The 19894-nt window shown below is 69.7% G+C and carries 20 protein-coding genes; 11 read left to right on the top strand and 9 right to left on the bottom strand.

Annotated features, from left to right (window positions below; translation table 11 throughout):
* The 6 genes from GZ67_RS0102120 to GZ67_RS0102095 all read right to left on the bottom strand — a co-directional run.
* Positions 1–505 (bottom strand): alcohol dehydrogenase catalytic domain-containing protein (locus tag GZ67_RS0102120; RefSeq protein ID WP_156036629.1); only part of this gene is annotated, 505 nt, incomplete at its 3' end.
* An 11-nt stretch (positions 506–516) separates the two neighbouring features.
* A complete protein-coding gene (locus GZ67_RS0102115; protein ID WP_029261083.1) occupies positions 517–1224 on the bottom strand; it encodes a phosphonatase-like hydrolase in 708 nt (235 codons plus the stop codon).
* Positions 1221–2360, bottom strand: a complete 1140-nt coding sequence (locus GZ67_RS0102110; protein WP_029261082.1) for a TIGR03364 family FAD-dependent oxidoreductase — start codon at positions 2358–2360, stop codon at positions 1221–1223. The genes GZ67_RS0102115 and GZ67_RS0102110 overlap by 4 nt, the downstream gene beginning before the upstream one ends.
* On the bottom strand, positions 2357–4084 hold the full coding sequence (gene phnE, locus GZ67_RS0102105; RefSeq protein WP_029261081.1) for a phosphonate ABC transporter, permease protein PhnE: 1728 nt from the start codon (positions 4082–4084) through the stop codon (positions 2357–2359). The genes GZ67_RS0102110 and phnE overlap by 4 nt, the downstream gene beginning before the upstream one ends.
* Positions 4081–4911 carry a phosphonate ABC transporter ATP-binding protein gene (phnC, locus tag GZ67_RS0102100; protein WP_029261080.1) on the bottom strand — a complete coding sequence of 277 codons (831 nt, stop codon included), beginning with the start codon at positions 4909–4911 and terminating at the stop codon, positions 4081–4083. Before phnC ends, phnE begins: the two co-directional genes overlap by 4 nt.
* 109 nt (positions 4912–5020) lie before the next feature.
* Positions 5021–5950 (bottom strand): phosphate/phosphite/phosphonate ABC transporter substrate-binding protein, encoded by a 930-nt coding sequence (locus GZ67_RS0102095; protein ID WP_029261079.1) that lies wholly within the window; start codon positions 5948–5950, stop codon positions 5021–5023.
* Positions 5951–6119: 169 nt separating this feature from the next.
* Here GZ67_RS0102095 and GZ67_RS0102090 point away from each other — a divergent pair, with 169 nt between their 5' ends.
* Positions 6120–6863, top strand: a complete 744-nt coding sequence (locus GZ67_RS0102090) for a GntR family transcriptional regulator (protein WP_231481671.1) — start codon at positions 6120–6122, stop codon at positions 6861–6863.
* A 251-nt stretch (positions 6864–7114) separates the two neighbouring features.
* Here GZ67_RS0102090 and GZ67_RS0102085 read toward each other — a convergent pair whose 3' ends face one another.
* Positions 7115–8260 carry a sensor histidine kinase gene (locus GZ67_RS0102085; protein WP_029261077.1) on the bottom strand — a complete coding sequence of 382 codons (1146 nt, stop codon included), beginning with the start codon at positions 8258–8260 and terminating at the stop codon, positions 7115–7117.
* Between the two features lie 226 nt (positions 8261–8486).
* Between GZ67_RS0102085 and GZ67_RS0102080 the strand changes: the two genes are divergently transcribed.
* A complete protein-coding gene (locus GZ67_RS0102080; protein ID WP_029261076.1) occupies positions 8487–9143 on the top strand; it encodes a response regulator in 657 nt (218 codons plus the stop codon).
* Here the strand turns inward: GZ67_RS0102080 and GZ67_RS0102075 are convergent, their stop codons facing one another.
* A complete protein-coding gene (locus GZ67_RS0102075; protein WP_029261075.1) occupies positions 9144–10007 on the bottom strand; it encodes an EamA family transporter in 864 nt (287 codons plus the stop codon). It abuts the gene before it with no gap.
* Positions 10008–10269: 262 nt separating this feature from the next.
* On the opposite strand from GZ67_RS0102075, the gene GZ67_RS0102070 reads away from it, so the two are divergent.
* The 3 genes from GZ67_RS0102070 to GZ67_RS0102060 all read left to right on the top strand — a co-directional run bounded on the left by GZ67_RS0102070 (position 10270) and on the right by GZ67_RS0102060 (position 13615).
* Complete coding sequence (locus tag GZ67_RS0102070) at positions 10270–11553, top strand: M18 family aminopeptidase (protein WP_029261074.1); 1284 nt, start codon at positions 10270–10272, stop codon at positions 11551–11553.
* 65 nt (positions 11554–11618) lie between these two features.
* Positions 11619–13061: a purine-cytosine permease family protein gene (locus GZ67_RS0102065; protein ID WP_029261073.1), complete on the top strand. Its 1443-nt coding sequence runs from the start codon at positions 11619–11621 to the stop codon at positions 13059–13061.
* Positions 13058–13615, top strand: a complete 558-nt coding sequence (locus tag GZ67_RS0102060; protein ID WP_029261072.1) for a cysteine hydrolase family protein — start codon at positions 13058–13060, stop codon at positions 13613–13615. The genes GZ67_RS0102065 and GZ67_RS0102060 overlap by 4 nt, the downstream gene beginning before the upstream one ends.
* Before the next feature lie 7 nt (positions 13616–13622).
* Here GZ67_RS0102060 and GZ67_RS0102055 read toward each other — a convergent pair whose 3' ends face one another.
* Positions 13623–14333: an MBL fold metallo-hydrolase gene (locus GZ67_RS0102055; protein ID WP_029261071.1), complete on the bottom strand. Its 711-nt coding sequence runs from the start codon at positions 14331–14333 to the stop codon at positions 13623–13625.
* 81 nt (positions 14334–14414) lie between these two features.
* Here GZ67_RS0102055 and GZ67_RS0102050 point away from each other — a divergent pair, with 81 nt between their 5' ends.
* The 6 genes from GZ67_RS0102050 to GZ67_RS0102025 form a co-directional block, all read left to right on the top strand.
* On the top strand, positions 14415–14939 hold the full coding sequence (locus tag GZ67_RS0102050; protein ID WP_029261070.1) for a TetR/AcrR family transcriptional regulator: 525 nt from the start codon (positions 14415–14417) through the stop codon (positions 14937–14939).
* A 43-nt stretch (positions 14940–14982) separates the two neighbouring features.
* Entirely contained in the window at positions 14983–16038 is a 1056-nt protein-coding gene (locus GZ67_RS0102045) for an alpha/beta hydrolase (protein WP_029261069.1), read from the top strand.
* 70 nt (positions 16039–16108) lie between these two features.
* Entirely contained in the window at positions 16109–16960 is an 852-nt protein-coding gene (locus GZ67_RS0102040; RefSeq protein WP_029261068.1) for a tryptophan 2,3-dioxygenase, read from the top strand.
* Positions 16960–17913, top strand: a complete 954-nt coding sequence (locus tag GZ67_RS19515; protein ID WP_051662274.1) for a hypothetical protein — start codon at positions 16960–16962, stop codon at positions 17911–17913. The genes GZ67_RS0102040 and GZ67_RS19515 overlap by 1 nt, the downstream gene beginning before the upstream one ends.
* A 2-nt stretch (positions 17914–17915) precedes the next feature.
* Positions 17916–19154, top strand: a complete 1239-nt coding sequence (locus GZ67_RS0102030; protein ID WP_029261066.1) for a kynureninase — start codon at positions 17916–17918, stop codon at positions 19152–19154.
* Positions 19144–19894 (top strand): PaaX family transcriptional regulator (locus GZ67_RS0102025; protein ID WP_029273742.1); only part of this gene is annotated, 751 nt, incomplete at its 3' end. The genes GZ67_RS0102030 and GZ67_RS0102025, both read left to right, overlap by 11 nt.

The following is a 19894-nucleotide window of genomic DNA, read 5'->3' as shown; positions in this document are numbered from 1 at the left end:
GCGCCTCGGGCACGCGCACGATGGCGGTACCCTCCCGCAGCTGCACGTGACTCGCGAACGCACCGGTCAGGTCGCCGTGCGCACCGACCCGGTCGTGCCCGTACTTGCCCAGGCTGCGGCACTTCTGCGGCATCCCCCGCAGACATCGGTCGCAGCTCGCGCACGAGATCGTCACCGACCACACCACGCGGTCGCCGATGCGCAGCGGAGTGCCGTCGACCGTGCTCGCGCCGGTGTCGCCGGTCGCGATCACCCTCCCGACGCTCTCGTGACCGAGCACGAGCGGGGTCGGCGCCGACCGGCGGCCCTGCACGGTGTGCACATCGGAGCCGCAGATCGTCGACATCTCGACCGCGACGAGCACGTCGCCGTCAGCGAGCGCGACTCCCGGCACGGCGATCATCTCGTGCGGATGGCCTTCACCGATCCAGACCATCGCCGTCGCCGCCGGACGCAGCGCGACATCTCGGCGGTGACCGGGCGGACGGATCAGCAGCGTTCCCATGGCGATCCCTCTCAGGAGGCGGCGACGAGCGGGAGCAGCTCGCGCTGCGCGAGCGCGCCGCGGAGTGCGGTCACATCGCTCAGCACGGCATCCGCACCCGCCGCGCTCAGCGCCGGGCGATCGTGGGCACCGGTGAGCACGCCGGCGACGAAGCCGGCACCCGCCCGACGCCCGGACTCGACGTCGCTGACGGTGTCTCCGGCGACGGCGACCGCCCGCACGGAGGACGTCTGCGTACGCAGCAGCGCTGTGAGCACGAGGTCGGGTGCGGGGCGGCCGCGCCCCGCGTCGACGGGCGACAGCACGAGGTCGATGAGGTCCTGCCAGCCGAGTCCGTCGATCAGGGCATCGCGGGTCACCGGGGCGAACCCGGTCGTCAGCACGACCGTGAGCCCGGCATCCTTCAGGTCCTGGATGGCGTCGGTCGCGCCGGGAATCTCGGAGACGCCCTGCTCGGCGACGATCTCGGCGTAAGCCCCCTCGAACGCGGCGGTGGCACGCTCGGCCGCGGCCCGGTCTCCGGAGGCGAGGTGGGTGAAGACGTCGATCTTCGACTGGCCCATGGTCACGCGGACGTAGTCGAGGGCCTCGGCCCACGGCATCCGGTCGGCGACGCCCGTGCGCTCGGCGGCGCGCTGGAACGCCTGCTCCACGACGCCGTCGTCGAGCACGGTGGTTCCCGCCATGTCGAGGACGACGAGTTCGAGAGGAGTTGTCATGATGTTCCTTCCATTGCTGCCGTCCACCCGAAGGCGGCGGCGAGGTTCTCTTCGGCCAGGCCGAGGCCCGTGGTCATCCCGATGCCGGTGGTCGCGGCGAGCACGAGCACACCGTCGTCGCCGCGGTCGATCAGGAACTCCTGCGGCCCCTTCGCATAGACGCCCTGCCACCGCTCGATCACGCGCGGGGCCGGGGCGTCGAACAGCGCCTCGGCCTCGGCGAGGAATGCGGTGAAGGCGGCCTCGGGCTGGAAGGGCGCCGGAGCGACCGCGGTCGCGTGCGAGTCGCCGATGATGAGCGTGCCATCCGGCAACTGCGTGTACATCTGATTGAGGTCGATGGCGGCGAGGTCGGGCCGCTCGGCATGCAGGCGTTCCCGCAGCACCGTGGCCTCGACCCCGTCGGCGAAGCGGCCGTAGCGCACGAGCGACCAGCCGGTGAGCAGTGGCGCGGCGAGCGGATGCCGGAACGACACCGCCGCCCGCATCATGTCGAGGGCGCAGCGCGCGATCCCGTGCCGCTCGGCGACCTCGGGGAGCAACTGGTCGATGTCGTGGTTCACGGCCACGACGACGCTTCCGCAGCCGATCGGGCCCCGGGTGGTCTCGACTCGGCCCGCCCCCACCGCGGTGACCGCGGTGCGGAACCGGAACTCCACTCCGAGGCTCGCGAGATGACGCACGATCGCGCCGGCCGCGGTGCGCGGATCGGTCTGCAGGTCGACTTCGATGTGCGCGCCGCCGACGAGGCCGTCCGCCCGGAGCGGGGCGAGGCGCAGGAGTTCGTCGGCCTCGAGCAGGCGGATGCCGCCCTCGCGGGAGGCCGCCTCGAGCACGGCGATCTCGTCGTCGTGGCGGGCGGCCACGAGGGTGCCCGATTCGCGCAGCCAGAAGCCGGCGTCTTTGGCGAGGCGCAGCCACAGCGCGCGGGAGACGTCGGCGTAGCGCCGCGCCTCCCCTCCTTGGGCGCCGATGCAGAGGTGACCGAAGTTGCGGATCGTGGCGCCGACCGGGGCATCGGTGCGGTCGACGACGATCACGCGCAGCCCGCGACGGACCGCCGCGTATGCCGCACCGAGGCCGACGATCCCCGAGCCGACGACCACGACGTCGGCCGTGTTCGGAGTGCCGTTCATCGGAACACCTTCCGCATCCACATGGCGAGCCCTTCGACCACGAGCACGGTGGCGAGGATCATCAGGACGATCGCGGTCACGGTCTCGTAGCGCGAACCCTGGCTGGCGTTGAGCAGGTAGTACCCCACTCCTCCGCCGCCGACGATGCCGAGGATCGTCGCCGCGCGGATGTTCGTGTCGAGCATGTAGAAGCTGTGGCCGATGAGCGCCTGCATCCCCTGCGGCACGGTGGCCGAGGTGTAGGTCTGCAGACGCGTCGCGCCGACCGCGCGCAGCGCCCGTTCGGGGCCGCGGTCCACCTCTTCGAACGAGTCGGCGATGAGCTTGCCGAGCAGTCCGATGCCGCCGATCGCGAGGGCGATGACGCCCGCCTGCGCACCGAGGCCGGTGATGACGACGAGCACGATCGCGAGGATCAGCTCGGGGATGCCGCGGATGCCGACGAGCAGCAGTCGTGCCGTTCCGCGCGCCCCCGGGCTGGGAGCGACGTTGCGGGCGGCGAGGGAGCCGAGCAGGATCGACGGGAGCAGGGTGAGCACGGTCGCGGCGAGCGCGATCGCGACCGTGTCGCGCATGGCCTCGAACATCGCGCTCGCGTCGTAGTTGCCGAACGACGGCGGCCAGAACCGGGCGGCGACCTCGGGCAGCTTGGCCCAGAACGTGACGAAGTCCATCCAGTTGATCTGGCTCACCACGACGCTGCCGATCACGACGAGCACGGCGACGACACCGGCGATCGTGTGACGCACACGCTGCGCCGTCCAGGGTCGCCGCACCGCGGTCTGCGGGCTGGCGGTCCATGCCGGGCGTCCGGCGGGTGCGGCTGCGGCGTGCGCACCGAGCCGCGGGTGCAGCATCCGGTCGATCCAGGAGCGGGTGTGCCTCTGCTCGCCGAGCATCGCCCCGCGGACCATGCTGGAGACGATCTCCATCACGATGCAGAGGATGAAGATGACCAGGGCGATGCCGAGCCCCTTGCCGTAGTTGAGCGACTTGAAGGCGTACGACATCTCGAGGCCGAGGCCGGCGACGCCGACGTAGCCGAGCACCACGCTGCCGCGCAGGTTGATGTCGTTGCGGTGCAAGACCGTCGCCACCCAGCTGGGCAGTACCTGCGGCAGGATGCCGGCGCTGAACTCCTGCATCTTCGAGCCGCCCGCGGCGCGGATCGCGAGACGGGGGCCTTCATCGATCTGCTCGATCGCGTCGGCGAACATCTTCGAGATCATGCCGATCGAGTGGATGCCGATGGCGAGGATGCCCGGGAGCGTGCCGAGCGAGAACATCAGCACGAACGCCATCGCGAGCACCACGTCGGGCAGAGCGCGGGTGAGGACGCCGATGAACCGGGCGGCGGCGCGCCAGCCGTTCCCCGGCGTCGTGTTGGATGCGGCGAGGTAGGCGATCGGCACCGACAGCACCGCGGCGAGCAGGGTGCCGACGAGCACGAGGCCGACGGTCAGGGCGATGAGCCAGGCCAGGTCGGCGGGCTCGGGGAACGAGAGGCCGCCCACACGCGCCATGAAGTTCTCGGCGTTGCCCCAGCTCTGCACCATCGCCGGGATGGAGATGTCGACCTCGCGGACGGCGAGGATGCCGAGCACGACGAGCGCGACCAGAGTGAGGGACGCCGCGATGCGCTCCGGCGAGATCGGTCGCTTCGGAGCCCGCTCGGCGACCGTCGAGGCCGCTGCGGTGCGCGGACGGTCGGCGAGGATCGTCATGATGCCGCCACCTGTGCGGCCGCCACGACGAGCTCTTCCTGCACGGCCCGGATCTCGGCGGTGGTGGTCGCGACGCGGCCGTAGATCTCCATGACCTCGGCCTTGGTGAGGTCGGTGGTGGGGGTGTCCAGCACGACCTCGCCGTGGCGGAGCCCGACGATGCGGTCGGCCCAGCTGATCGCCAGGTCGACCTGGTGCAGGCTGCACACGACCGTGAGTCCTTCGTCGGCGGCGATCTCGCGGATCAGGGCCATGACCTGCTCGCTCGATTCCGGGTCGAGCGAGGCGACCGGCTCGTCGGCGAGCAGGATGTCGGGCTTCTGCATGAGGGCGCGGGCGATGGCGACGCGCTGTTGCTGTCCACCGGAGAGGGTGTCGCTGCGCTGGTAGGCGCGGTCGAGCAGACCCACGCGGTCGAGGTGCTCGAGCGCGGTGAGCTTGGCGGCCCGCGAGTAGCCCCAGAGCCCGAGGCGCGGTCCGCGCACACCCGACAGCGAGCCGGTGAGCACGTTCTCGAGCACGGTGAGCGAGGGCACGAGCTCGAACTGCTGGAAGATGAACCCGACGCGGCTGCGGAGGCCGCGGAGCGCCCGGCCCTTCAGCGAGGGAACCTGGGAGCCGAGCACCTCCACGGAGCCTGCGGTGGGGACCTCGAGCCCGTCGAGGTGGCGCAGTAGGGTCGACTTCCCCGAGCCGGAGAGGCCGAGGAGGACGACGATCTCGCCGCGGGAGACCTCGAGCGAGGCGCCCTTCAGGGCAGTGGTCGTGCCGAAGGTCTTCGTCACGCCGTCGAGACGGATGAGGGCGTCGGATGCCGAGGCGGTCATGTCGGAGCTCCTGTGGTGTGGTGCGTGTCCTGCGGTGGGGCCCTCCGGCTCGCCGCGCGGGGCGGACGAGGCGGAGGGCACCGGGTGAGACGAAGGGGTCAGGCCGGGCTCAGCCCTGGCACTGCTCCGCTTCGGTCTCCTTGCAGATGTCGCGGATCAGGTCGTAGTAGGCGTCGTCGACCGGCTTCGTGGCGTAGAAGACGCTGCGGAAGGAGTCGCTGTCGGCGCTGTCGATGCCGGCGGCGATGATGTCGTCGATCGTGACCTCGGAGAGTCCGTCGACGAGCTGCTTAGAGACCGCCTCCGGAAGCGCCGACGAGTACACGAGCGGGGCGCCGGGGACCATCGTCTCGGCGACGACCTTGACCTTGTCCGACTTCTCGACCTCGGAGTCCTCGGCGAAGCCGACCTCGCACTCGACGCCTTCGCCGACCTTGGTCACGCTCACGTCGTGCTTGCCGGCGAAGACCGGAGTGATGTCGGTCTTCGGGTCGATGCCGGCCTCGATCAGGTTGTACGACGGGAACAGGTAGCCCGAGGTCGAAGACGGGTCCACGAAGCAGACCTTCTTGCCCTTGAAGTCCTCGATGCTCTTGATGTCGCTGTCGACGGGGACGATCGCCTGCGAGTAGTAGCCGGGCTCCTGGCCCTCGTCGGTGACGATGGAGGAGATGGGGGTGAGCTTGGCACCGTTGTTGGTGGCGGTGACGTAGGTGAAGCCGGAGAACGAGGCGACGTCGACCTTACCGGCGACGGCGGCCTCGATGAGCGCCGCGTAGTCGGTGGACTCGTGGTACTCGACGGTCTTGCCGGTGAGGTCGGCGATGTAGTCCATGAGCGGCTGGTAGTTCGTCTCGGTGTCGACCGAGTCGGGGACGACGCCGAAGACGAGGGTGTTCTCGTCGACCGCGAAGCCGCTCGCAGCGGACGATTCGTCGGCGCCGGGAGTGCCGGTGGCCTCGGCGGAGCCGGAGCAGGCGGCGAGGCCGAGGGCGAGGAGCGCGACGCCGGCGAGGGCGGGGAGAGCGCGAAGCTTCATGAGGACCTTTCAGGGTGTGAGGGGTGATCCACGGAAGACTCTCGCAGGTGCCGCGCCGAGATATGTACCTAACTCGGATTTGTTCAGGCCTCGTTTACCGAGCATTCTTCTGGATGAACACTCCAGAAACGTGCTCGCGCCCTCCGGCCTGACCAAGTAATGTACCTATGTGGCTGAAGCTGTGTACACCCAGATCGCCGACGACCTCCGCGCGCAGATCGCTGCCGGCGGACTGCGTCCTGGCGACGACGTCCCGACCGAGGCGGAGCTCGCCGAGAGATGGCACACGTCCCGCGGCCCGATCCGCAACGCGCTGGCGGCGCTGCGCGGTGAAGGCCTGATCGAGACGAGCCGAGGCCGGCCGGCCAGGGTCGTCGCCCGCAAGGCGAACCAGGCGGTGGACGTGTCGGTGCCGTTCACGCGCTGGGCCCGCGAGCTGGGTGTCTCCCCCGGGGCCGAGACGCAGGAGCTGAGCCTGCGCCGCGCCGGCGACCTGGCGGCGGCGCTCGACGTCGACCCGAGCGACACGATCGTCAGCGTCGTGCGGCTGCGCCTGCTCGACGAGCGCCCGACCATGCTCGAGCGCCTCAACTACACCGAGGCCGCGGGCCGACCCCTGTTTGATGTCGATCTCGACCAGGTGTCGATCACCGAGCATCTGTCGTCGGTCGGCCACCCGATCGTGACCCTGCAGCATGTGATCGATGCGGTGGCCGCCGATGATCAGGATGCCGCTCTGCTGCGTGTCCCGCGCGGCACGCCCATCCTGCGGCTGACCCGCACGTCCCGTGACGCGGAGGGTCGGATCTTCGAGGCCTCGGAGGACCGCTACCTGAGCGAGGTCGTGCGCTTCACGGTCGCCGCATCCGGCATCTCCACCGACGGGCACTACATGCGCGCGGTCGGCGGTTAGCGAAGCGGGTAAGCCCTGCTCGGAGGCCGGAGAAACGGGCCGTTAACGCAGAAGGCGATCGCGAGCGCGCAAGTTTTTCAGAAGCCAGAAAGACCGCGCCCGCGATCGCAGCGCTGGGGACGCTTTATCTGGGGAGCCTCCAGGATACGTCGGAGTGCAACGCGTTCCACAGTGTCGAACGTCGAGACTTTTCTAGACTTTCGTCTAACTTCTCGCGGATCGTGGAAGGGGTGCTCACACACTCTAGAGCATCAGACGACCGGAAGCCGGGCCGACACGACCCAGAATCCATCGACTTCGCCCGCGCTGAATTCGCCGCTCGCGCCCATGACCCGCTCCGCCATCCGACCGAGACCCGTGCGGCTCGACGAGAGCTCGCGGCGCGGCGTGGTGGGCAGGGGGCTGCGCAGCGTGAGGAGCGCGACCTCATCGTCCACGGCGAGGGTGATCTGCACCTCGCCGGGGCCGGCGTACTTGAGGATGTTGGTGGCGGACTCGCGCGTGATGCGCGCGAGGACGATCTCGACGGCTCGCGGTATCCGCTCGTCCTGCGGATCGCCTTCTCGCGCCACGGAGTGTCCGGCGGCTTCGAATTCCTCCGCCGCCTCGTCGATCGCGGCGGCGAGGTCGCCGGTCTGCACGCTCGACGACTGCGGACCGTCGTCGGCGAGTTCGATCACGAAGCGGAGATCGGTCATCGCCTTGCGCGCGGCGACACGGATCGCCTCCTGCGAATCGGAACTCGTCTGGGGGTCTTCGAGCATCTGCACGTGCAGCGCCACCACCGTGAGGTGGTGCGCGATGCTGTCGTGCAGCTCGCCGGCGATCCAACGTCGCTCGGCGAGAACTGCCTGTCGTTCCTGTTCGGCGCGCGCCTCGAGTTCACGTTCGAGACGGCTGCCACGGGCGAATGCGAGCCGCAGGGCGAACCCGACAGCTCCAGCCACGGTGGCGAAGACGAGATAGAGGCCGATGTTGACGATCACGCCTGGTGCGGCGGCGAACGGAACGAGCGCCGCGGCGACCAGGAAACCGCCGGTGTAGGAAAGGATCAGCGAGGTCCAGCCGAGCCTCATGACGAGAGCTGCCGAAACGGCGGCGGCTGTGAGGACCTGTAGTTCTGATCCAGGGATGAAGGACAGTGCGAACACGACGCCGAGGGCGCATGTCGCGATGAGGGGCTTCCAGAGATAGAGCGCGAACACAGCTGTGGACGCGACGCTCACCAAGAGAGCGACCGGGTTGACACCCGGTGTGGTGAAGAAGCCGATGACGTCTGCGGCGATGGTGATCGAGACGATCACCAGAACGACGATGCGTTCTATCGCGCTGAGCTTCTCGCCGCGGGTAAGGCGGAGTGTGTCCGCGGGTTCCCGGGTCGAGTGGTCAAAGGCCATGCTTCACTATCTCCTATTTGCCAACTAGATTAGTTGTGGAGACCAAAGAACTTGCCAACCTGCTGCCAGAAAGTCATAACGTTCACCTCCATTTTGTAGTCGTTCGTCGATGTCTGTATTCATCTTCTCGGCGAATCGCGGAGCGCACATCTGTCTCTCGTCTAGAGGTTTTTAGCCAAAGGTCTACACCGCCATCGCCCGTCGCCCGCGCCGTTAGGCTTCCCCCATGCAGGAAATCCGTGTCGTGATCGTCGATGACGATCCCCTGGTCCGCTCGGCGCTGTCGCACTTCGTCTCCCGCGACCCCGAGATCACCGTGATCGCCCAGGCGGAGGACGGCGTGGAAGCGATCGCCACGGTCGAACGCGAGCAGCCCGACGTCGTGATGATGGACGTGCAGATGCCCGAGATGGACGGCATCGAAGCCACCGGAGTGATCGCCGAACGCTGGCCGCACGTGCGCGTGCTCGCGGTCACCACGCTCGACGGCAGCGACACGGTGCTCCCCATGCTCAGCGCCGGCGCCTCCGGATACCTCCTCAAGGACTCGAGCGCCGAAGAGATCGTCACGGGCGTGCGCGAGGTGCACAGCGGCGCGAGCTCGCTCTCCCCGCGGATCGCGTCGATGCTGATCAAGCACGTGCGCGACTCCACCCCCGTCGCCGCGGACGCCGACGCCCTCGAACCTCTCACCGATCGCGAGACCGAGGTGCTCAACTGCCTCGCGAAGGGCATGTCCAACGCCGAGATCGCGAAGGCGCTGATCGTCTCCGAGGGCACGGTGAAGGCGCACCTCGGACGCATGATGTCGAAGTGGCACCTGCGCGACCGCGTGCAGATCCTGGTCACGGCCGCGCACGCCGGGCTCGTCAGCTTCCGCTGATCAGACCGCGAGGAGGACGATCCCCGCGACCACGACGAGCGAAGCCGCGATCCGCCAGCCCGGACGCGACTCCCGCAGCGCGAACACCCCGAACAGGCTCACCAGCACGACGCTCACCTCGCGCAGCGGCGCCACCAGCGCCACCGGGGCGATCTGGATCGCGGTCAGCACGAGGATGTACGACAGCGGCGACAGGATGCCGAAGACGAGGATCCGCCGCCACTGCGCGCGCCCGAGCGCCCAGACGGCATCCCATCGACGGCGCACCGCGAACGAGTAGAACGGCACCTGCAGCAGGCTCGTGCCGACCATGAACGCGACGGGCGAAAGGCTCCAGGTGCGCACCGCGTGCGCGTCCCAGATCGTGTAGACGGCGATCGCGACCCCGGTGAGCAGGCCGAACAGGATGCCGGGATCGATGCGCCGCGAGCCAGCGCCGGTCCCCCGATCGACCAGGCCGATCGCCACGACGCCGACGATCACGGCCGCCACCCCGATCAGCGCCACGATGGAGGGCCGCTCCCCGAGCAGCAGCACCGCGACGATCACCGAGAGGAACGGCCCGGTGCCCCGTGCCGTCGCGTACACGGTGGAGAGGTTGCCCTCGCGGTAGCCGCGCTGCAGCACCGTCATGTAGGCCACGTGCAGCACGGCCGAGACGGTCACGCCCAGCGCGAAAGAGCCGAGGTCATCCGTTCCCAGACCGCCCGTGAACGGCACGACGCCGATCCACACGAGCGTGCTGCCGACCGCGCCCCACCAGAGGAACGGCGACCCCGCTCTGCTGACGCCGTGGGCGATGATGTTCCACGCGGCATGGGCGATGGCCGCCCCGAAGACGAGGACGAACGCGAGAGGGGACACGACGAGACCCTTCCGTCCGGCGCACGGCGCGACGAACAGGGTCCTCCGGGCTTTTGTCCTGTCAGATGACGGCCCTCCTACGGAGGAGGACCGTGGCGCCGCTCGGACCAGACGGGTGTGGACCCCGGAACCCTAGGCGCTATCGAGACGAGCCTAACCCTCCGGGATGAACGGCCGGGAAACGACAGCCCGCGGCAGGAAGCGGACCCGCGCATCACCCCGGCTACGCTCGAAGGACCGCTCGTCTCCAGGAAGGCCCGCCATGCCCGTCACCCCGGTCGCACTCGCCCACGCCGAGGACCTCGCCGACTTCGTCGCCGCCTCCCCGTCGAGCTATCACGCGGCGGCGGAGGTCGCTCGACGGCTGGAAGACGCCGGCTTCACGCCGCTCCGCGAGGAGGAGGCCTGGCCCGTCCAGGCGGGTGGACGCTACGTGGTCGTGCGCGACGGTGCCACGATCGCCTGGGTCGTGCCGACGGATGCCGCGGCCACCACGCCCGTGCAGATCTTCGGCGCACACACGGACTCCCCCGGCTTCAAGCTCAAGCCGCAGCCGACGACGGGTTCGCGCGGGTGGTTGCAGGCCGCCGTCGAGGTCTACGGCGGCCCGCTGCTGAACTCCTGGCTCGACCGCGAGCTGCGCCTCGCCGGACGCCTGGCGCTGGCGGACGGCCGCGTGGTGCTCGCCGACACCGGGCCGCTGCTGCGCCTTCCCCAGCTCGCAATCCACCTCGACCGGGGCGTCAACAACGGGCTCGCGCTCGACAAGCAGACCGAGACGCAGCCGGTGTGGGGACTCGGCGACCCGAGCGAGGCCGACATCCTCGCCGAGCTCGCCGTATCCGCCGATGTGTCGGCCGCCGACATCCGCGGCTACGACGTCGTGGTCGCCGACACTGCGCGGGGAGCCGTCTTCGGCAAGGACAGCGCGTTCTTCGCCTCCGGCCGCCTCGACGACCTCGCCTCGGTGCATGCCGGTGTGGTCGCACTCGCCGCGCACGAACCGGCGGCCGGGGGGCCGATCGCCGTGCTCGCCGCCTTCGATCACGAGGAGCTCGGTTCGGCGTCGCGCTCCGGCGCGGCCGGCCCGTTCCTCGAAGACGTACTCGAGCGCCTGTACGCCGGGCTCGGGGCGGATGACTCCGAACGTCGGCAGGCGTACGCCTCGTCGTGGTGCCTGTCGAGCGACGTCGGCCACTCGGTGCACCCGAACTACGCGGCCAAGCACGACCCGGTGGTGCAGCCGGTGCTCGGCTCCGGTCCGATCCTGAAGATCAACGCGAACCAGCGGTACGCGACGGATGCCGTCGGCGCGGCATCCTGGTCGGCCTGGTGCGAGCGCGCCGGTGTGGCCGGCCAGGAGTTCGTGTCGAACAACGGCGTGCCCTGCGGATCGACGATCGGCCCGATCACCGCGACACGGCTCGGCATCCGCACTGTCGACGTCGGCATCCCGATCCTCTCGATGCACTCCGCGCGTGAGCTCGCCGGGGTCTCGGACCTGCACGACCTCACGCGCACCGCGCAGTCGTTCTTCGCGGGCTGACCCGCGGGCAGGATCTGGCTCGAGAACTCCGCCCGACCGCCTCCCGGCAGTGCCAGGATGTGACCATGACGGACATCAAGCCGGCCCTGATCGAGCGCGCGGGCATCGAGATCATCCCCGAATCCGAGCGGACCGCGAAGCCGCGCGACCTCTTCTGGCCCTGGTTCGCGGCGAACGTGTCGGTGTTCGGCATGTCGTACGGCTCTTTCGTCCTGGGCTTCGGCATCTCGTTCTGGCAGGCGACACTCGTCTCGGTCATCGGCATCGTGGTGTCGTTCCTGCTCTGCGGGCTCATCGCGATCGCCGGCAAGCGCGGATCGGCACCGACCATGGTGCTCTCGCGTGCGGCGTTCGGCGTGCACGGCCAGAAGGTACCGGGCATCGTCTCGTGGCTGACCTCGATCGGGTGGGAGACGTTCCTCGCGATCATGGCCGTGCTCGCGACCGCCACCGTGATCACGCAGCTCGGCGGCGACGGCGACAGCATCGCGCTGAAGATCATCGCGACCGTGATCGTCGCCGCGCTCATCGTGACGGCATCCGTGCTCGGATATCACACGATCATGAAGCTGCAGTCGGTGCTCACCTGGGTCACCGGCATCGTGACGGTGCTGTACATCATCCTCGCGGCGCCGCAGATCGACCTCGCAGCCGTGCTCGCCCGCCCCGACGGCGGCATCGGCCAGGTGACCGGCGCGCTGGTCATGGTGATGACCGGGTTCGGGCTCGGCTGGATCAACATCGCCGCCGACTGGTCGAGGTACCAGAAGCGCACGGCATCCGACGGAGCGATCGTCGCCTGGAACACGATCGGCGGATCGGTGGCCCCGGTGATCCTGGTGGTGTTCGGTCTCCTGCTCGGGGGGTCGAACGACGACCTCATGGACGCGATCGCCGCCGACCCGATCGGCGCCCTCGCCGCGATCCTGCCGGTGTGGGTGCTCGTGCCCTTCCTCCTCACGGCCGTGCTCGCCCTCGTCTCCGGTGCAGTGCTCGGCATCTACTCCTCCGGGCTGACCCTGCTGAGCCTCGGCATCCGCATCCCTCGCCCCTCTGCCGCCGCGATCGACGGCGTCATCCTCACGATCGGCACCATCTACGTGGTGTTCTTCGCGACCGACTTCCTCGGGCCGTTCCAGAGCTTCCTGATCACGCTCGGCGTGCCGCTCGCCTCGTGGGCGGGCATCTTGATCGCCGACATCCTGCGCCGGAAGAAGGACTACGACGAAGAGGCGCTGTTCGACAGCCGCGGCCGGTACGGAGCGTGGGACTGGACCTCGATCGGCACCATGGTCGTGACGAGCGCGATCGGCTGGGGGCTGGTGCTCAACGGCTTCGCCGAGGATGCGCCGTGGAACAACTGGCAGGGCTACCTGCTGTTCCTCGTCGGCGGGCCCGACGGCGCCTGGGCGTACGCGAACCTCGGAGTGTTCTTCGCGCTGGTGCTGTCGTTCCTGGTGACGTACTTCGCCAGGGCCGGGAAGATCCGGCGCCAGGAGGACGCGTGACCGCTCGGGCACCCGACGACGCCTGGCTCGTGGTGATCGATCCGCAGGCGATCTTCGCCTCTGCGGACTCCGCCTGGGGCTCGCCGTTCTTCGCCGAGGCGCTGCCGCGCATCCGCACTCTGGCCGCGGCATTCGGCGACCGGGTGCTGGTGACCCGGTGGATGCCGACCGCCGACCGGTCCACCTCGTGGGGCGACTACTTCGCCGCCTGGCCCTTCGCCGACCAGCCGCCGGGCGATCCGCTGTTCCAGCTCGTCCCCGAGGCGGCCGGGCTGTCACCGCATCCGACCATCGACCTGCCCACATTCGGCAAGTGGGGACCCGAGATCGAGGCGGTCGTCGGGTCCGGAGCGCACGTCGTGCTGGCCGGCGTCTCCACCGACTGCTGCGTGATCTCGACGGCGCTGGCCGCGGCCGACGCGGGCACGCACCTGACGATCGCGGCGGATGCCTGCGCCGGGTCGACGGCCGAGAACCATGCGGCCGCCCTGCAGGTCTTGGGGCTCTATCCCCCGCAGATCACGATCAGCGACACGGCGACCATCCTCGCCTGATACGTCGTCAGGCCGAGGCGCGGACCGCGGCGGCGATGTCGGCGGGCGAGCCGTGCCAAGGGGCTCCATGCCCCGGCAACACCCAGGACGCGGAGAGGGAGCCGAGCCGGTCGAGCGAGGCGAGAGCCTCGGCGGGCTTGTCCGTGAACGGCGCGGGCTGCGCACCGGCCCGCCCGGTCAGCACGTGCCGCGTGGTCAGGGCATCGCCGACGAACACGGCGTCCACGGCGGGGACGTGCACCGCGATGCTGCCGGGAGAGTGACCGGGCATTCCGATCACGACCGGAGCGCCCGGGAGGTCGAGCACGTCGCCGTCGGCCACCTCGACCACCTCGGCGACGTGGTGCGTGCGCAGCGCATTCTTGCGGATTCCGTAGGCGAAGAAGCCCAGCGTGGGACCGAACTTGGCGGGCCCCATCGGCGTCTTCGGCTTCTCCCCCGTGCGCACCCGGTGACTGTCGGCCGCGTGGATGAAAACCGGGACGCCCGCCTCCTGACGGAGCCGCTCGGCGAAGCCGATGTGGTCGCTGTCGCCGTGGGTCAGGACCAGACCGCGGATGTCCGTGAGCGGACGACCGATGTCGTCGAGTTCGCGCTGAAGGTCGTGCCAGTGCCCGGGGAGGCCCGCGTCGATCAGGGTGATGCCCTCGGGCAGGTCGACGACGTACGCGGCGACGATGTCGTTGCCGATGCGGTGCAGGTGGGGTGCGAGCTTCATGGCGGGTCCTCTCGGAGTGTTTGCGATGGCTACGTTACGTAGCTATCATGGCTATTGTCAATAGCCATGCAGGAGGACGCGATGCCGACACCCGAACGCACATCCACAGCGGAGATCGTCGAGGCCGGGCGGGAGATCCTCGAGATCGCCGGCCCCGCGGGACTGACGATGCAGGCCGTTGCCGAGCGCGTGGGCGTGCGCGCCCCGTCGCTGTACAAGCGGGTCCGGGACCGGGACGCCCTTCTCGCCGCGGTGGCGACCGCCTCCATCGAGGCGCTCACGGCTCGACTCGAGGCCGTGGGCGACGACCTCACCGCCCTCGCCCACGCCTATCGGGCGTTCGCACACGCGCATCCGGAGGGCTTCCGGCTCATGTTCACCGTCGCTGCGCCCCACGATGCACTCGATCGCTCGGCCGCGCCGCTGATCCGTGCGACAGCTGCGCTGGTCGGCGAGGACGACGCACTCGATGCCGCCCGTCTCTTCACCGCCTGGGCGACGGGCTTCCTGCAGATGGAACTCTCCGGAGCCTTCCGCCTCGGGGGTGACGTCGACCGCGCGTTCGACTACGGCCTGCGTCGACTCCTCGCCGGGCTGGCCGACTGACCCCGGCCCCGGACTACTGGCACACTGATCGGTGGAGGGGTCCATGAGCATCGACGCGCACACCGAAGAACCCGCACGCCCGGCGAAGGCCCGCAAGCCGTGGCATCGGACGAAGATCGTCCTCGGCATCATCCTCGCCACGGTCGCCGTGGTGGCGATCATCGGAACGATCACGCCCTGGCCGTCAGCCATGGTCATCCGCTCCGTGTTCACCCAGGGCGGCGATGACACCGCCGCCGAGATGGACAAGCACGTCCCCGACACGAAGCTCTCGGTGCAGACCGATGTCGCCTACGGAGACGACGGGGCGGACACCACGATGGACGTCTTCCGCCCGGCATCCGCCGACGGCCCCCTGCCGACGGTCGTCTGGATCCACGGCGGCGCCTGGATCTCGGGCACGAAGGAGAACGTCGACCCTTACATGCGCATCCTCGCCGCCGAGGGGTACACGACCATCGCCGTGAACTACACGATCGGCCCGGAGGGCGTGTATCCGCTCGCCGTGCACCAGCTCGACGCGGCCCTGGCCTACATCGACGAGCATGCCGAGGAGCTCGGCGTCGACGCAGACCAGATCGTCCTCGCGGGCGACTCCGCGGGAGGCCAGCTCGCCAGCCAGATGGCGACGCTCATCACCAGCCCGGACTACGCCGAGATCATGGGCATCACCCCGTCGCTCGCGCCGGACCAACTCGTCGCGACCGTGCTCAACTGCGGCGTCTACGACCTGTCGGCTCTCGCCCAGCTCGACGGCATCGCCGGCTGGGGGTTCAAATCGGCCATGTGGGCCTACTCGGGCACGAAGACCTGGGCAGAGGACTCGACCGGCGCCACGATGTCGACCATCGACTGGGTCACCGAGGACTTCCCGACGACCTACATCTCCGGCGGCAACGGCGATGGGCTCACCTGGCTGCAGTCGATCCCGATGGCGAAGCGCCTGGATGAGCTCGGGGTCGACGTGACGACACAGTTCTGGCCCGCACCGCACGAACCGCAGCTCCCGCACGAGTACCAGTTCCACCTCGACCTGCCGGATGCGCGGACCGCTCTGCAGAAGACGATCGACTTCCTGGACGCGAACACCACACGCTGACGGTCTCACTGCGCACCGCGCAGACATTTCACTTCTGTGACGATCGACTCAGAAGTGATATGTTCGGCGCATGCACACCGAGAACGAACGCGCCCTCGAATCCGGGATCGTCACCGACCTTTCCGGGCGGATGACCTACGGGTCGTACCTGGCGCTGGACCAGCTGCTCACCGCGCAGCATCCGGTGAGCGACCCGCAGCACCACGACGAGATGCTGTTCATCATCCAGCACCAGACCACCGAGCTCTGGCTCAAGCAGCTGCTGCACGAGCTCTCCTCCGCCCGCGAACTGCTGGCCCGAGACGACCTGCGCGAAGCCCTCAAGCGCATCGCCCGCGTCAAGCGCATCCAGGATGTGATGACGCAGCAGTGGTCGGTGCTCGCCACCCTGACGCCCACCGAATACGCGCAGTTCCGCGGGGCGCTCGGCAACTCCTCGGGCTTCCAGTCCGTGCAGTACCGCGCGGTGGAGTTCGCCCTCGGCAACAAGAACGAGAAGATGCTGAGCGTCTTCGCCGACCACCCGGCCAACCTCGCGCTGCTCACCGCCGAGTGGGAGAAGCCCACGCTGTACGACGAGTTCCTGCGCTTCGCCGCGCGCCGCGGACTGCCCATCCCGACCGAGATCCTCGACCGCGATGTGCGCGAGCCCTACCGTGAGACGCCGGAGCTCGTACCCGCGATCCGCGAGATCTACCAGGACCCGAGCCGGTACTGGGACCTGTACGAGGCGTGCGAGGACCTCGTCGACCTCGAGGACAACTTCCAGTTCTGGCGGTTCCGGCACCTCAAGACGGTCGCGCGCACGATCGGCATGAAGGTCGGCACCGGCGGCTCCAGTGGTGTCGGCTTCCTGCAGCGCGCCCTGGATCTGACCTTCTTCCCCGAGCTCTACACCGTGCGCACGGAGATCGGCCGCTGATGCACGCCGCCACGTTCTTCGACGGGATCGGCTGGCGCGAGGGCGTCGTCGAACTCACCGACGGGCGCATGCGGCTGCAGGATGCGCTTCCGACCGCCGGGCTCCCCCTCCTCGACGGCGTCGTCGTCGGCGGGTTCAGCGACCACCACGTGCACCTGCAGCTGGTGGAGCACGCCCGGCTGGCGGGGTCGCGCCTCGGCCGGGTGGTCGACCTCGGCGGGAATCCCGACGTGGTTCGGCGGCTCGCTGTTCACCAGGTCCGCATCGAGTTCGGCGGCGCCTTCCTGACCGCGCCGGGCGGCTATCCGTCGGACCGCTCCTGGGCGCCGGAGGGTTCGGTGCGGGAGATCGCCGATGCGGATGCCGCCGCCGCGGCCGTGACCGAGATGGCCGCGGCCGGAGCCTCGTGCATCAAGGTCACCAGCAACGGCACCGCCGGGCCGGTGTTCTCGGACGAGCTCCTGCGCACCATCGTCGGGCTCGCCGCCGACCGCGGGCTCCTCGTCGTCGCACATGCCGAGGGCGCAGGCGAAGCGGAGCGGGTCGTCGGTCTCGGCGCCGCCCGCCTCGCGCACGCGCCCTTCACCGAACGGCTGAGCGATTCCGAGATCAGCCGGCAGGCGGCGAGCGCCTCGTGGATCTCGACCCTCGCGATCCACGACGACCCCGAGCGCGAGATCGCCATCGACAACGTCCGCCGTTTCCACGCGGCGGGTGGCACCGTGCTCTACGGCACCGATCTGGGCAACGGACCGATGCCGGTCGACCTGAATCCGCACGAGATCGCCGCCCTCCGCGAGGCCGGGCTCGACGACGCCGCCCTCTGGCGAGCGCTCTCCCCGGTCGACCCGCTCGACCCCGCCTCGAATCTCCTGTTCCTCCCCGGAGGCACCCCCGCGGCCGCCGACCCGCTCGACGCCCGCGCCCTCACCCCCGCCGACCTGAAGGTGTGACCATGACCGACCCCCGCGACACCGACCTGCTCGCCGCCGCCCGCGCTCTCGACGCCGCCGACCCGCTGCGCGCCCACCTCGACGCGTTCGCCGAGGCGCCGGGTGTCACGGCCTACCTGGACGGCAACTCGCTCGGCCGCCCGCTGCGCGACATCCCGGAGAAGCTCGCCGCGTTCGTGCGGGAAGATTGGGGCACGCGGCTCATCCGCTCGTGGGACGAGCAGTGGATGGCACTGCCGATGGAGCTCGGCGACCGCATCGGTCAGGTCGCGCTCGGCGCAGCCGCCGGCCAGACCGTCGTGGCCGACTCGACGAGCGTGCTGATCTACAAGCTCATGCGCGCCGCCGCGGCCGCCGACCCTGACCGCACCGAGCTCGTGATCGAGGCCGGCAACTTCCCCACCGACCGATTCCTCGCCGAGGGCGTCGCCGCCGAGACGGGCATGACGCTGCGCTGGCTCGAACCCGATGCCGTGCACGGGGTGACCGTCGCCGACGTCGAGGCCGTCGTGTCGGAACGCACCGCCCTGGTCTCGCTGAGCCACGTCGACTACCGCTCCGGTGCCCTGGCGGACATGCCCGGCATCACGGCGGCGGTGCACGACGCGGGCGCGCTCATGATGTGGGACCTGTGCCATTCGGCCGGGGTGATCCCGATGCAGCTCGACGAGTGGAGCGTCGACATGGCCGTCGGGTGCACCTACAAGTACCTCAACGGCGGACCGGGCTCCCCCGCCTTCGCCTACCTGCGCCACGGACTGCAGGGCGTGCTGCGTCAGCCGATCCAGGGCTGGTGGAGCGCCGCCGACATCTTCGCCATGGGCCCGGAGTACGTGCCGTCGGGAGACATCCGTCAGCTGCTGAGCGGCACCCCGCCGGTCACGTCGATGCTCGCGATGCAGGGGATGCTCGACCTCATCGAGCAGTCCACGATCGCCGGTGTCAGGGCGAAGTCGCAGTCGCTCACCGACCTCGCGGTGCGCGCGTACGACGAGGTGCTCGCACCTCTCGGCGTGCGGCTGCTGAGCCCGCGCGACGCCGACCTCCGGGGCGGCCACGTGACGATCGGCCACCCGGACTTCCGTGAGGTGACGCGGCGGCTGTGGGCCGACGGCATCATCCCCGACTTCCGCTTCCCCGACGGCATCCGCCTGGGACTCTCCCCGCTGAGCACCTCGCACGTCGAGACGATCACCGGGGTCCTGGCCGTGCGCGATGCCCTGGAGTCCGGTGACTTCTGACCTCGCCGCCGCGCCCGTGCTCGACGACATCGACGCACGCCCCGGCAGTACCGCCTCGCTGCTGCGGACACTCGTCGGAGTGTTCCTGCGCCCGCTCGGCGGCTGGATCTCGGCGGCCGACCTCGTCGCGCTCGCGGGCGACCTCGGGATCGAGGCGGGCCCCGCTCGCACCGGCATCACACGTCTGAAGCAGAAGGGGCTCCTGCTCGCGGAGCGCGATGCCGGGATCGGCTATCGCCTCAACCCGGCCGCCGTCGGGATGCTCGAGCGCGGTGACCGCCGCATCTTCGAGATGCGCGAGATGACGGATGCCGACCCCTGGTGCCTGATCTCGTTCTCGATTCCCGAGAGCGCACGCAGCATCCGGCACCAGCTGCGCCGCCGCCTGCAGTGGATCGGCGCCGGAGTCGTGTCCCCCGCGCTGTGGATCTGTCCGGGGCATCTCCAGGAGGAGGTGGAGCAGATCCTGGAAGAGCTCGACGCCCGGAGCTGGGCGACCCTGTTCCAGGCGTCCGCCCCCGCGCCGGCCGGCACGCTCGAGGAAGCTGCCGCGCAGTGGTGGGACCTCGCGGCCCTGCGCGCCGAGCACCTCGACTTCCAGGCTCAGCTCGCCGCGTTGCCGTCCGAGCCGTTCGCCGCCTACGTGCAGCTGATCGACCGCTGGCGGGTGCTGCCGTACACCGACCCCGGGCTTCCGCCGTCGATGCTGCCGGCCGACTGGCCGGGGCGACGCAGCTTCG

Origin of the sequence: Microbacterium sp. Cr-K20 (assembly GCF_000708325.1) — a bacterium.
Taxonomy (GTDB): domain Bacteria; phylum Actinomycetota; class Actinomycetes; order Actinomycetales; family Microbacteriaceae; genus Microbacterium.
The sequence above is the reverse complement of the archived record's forward strand: the minus strand, read 5'-3'. Positions and strand labels throughout refer to the sequence as shown.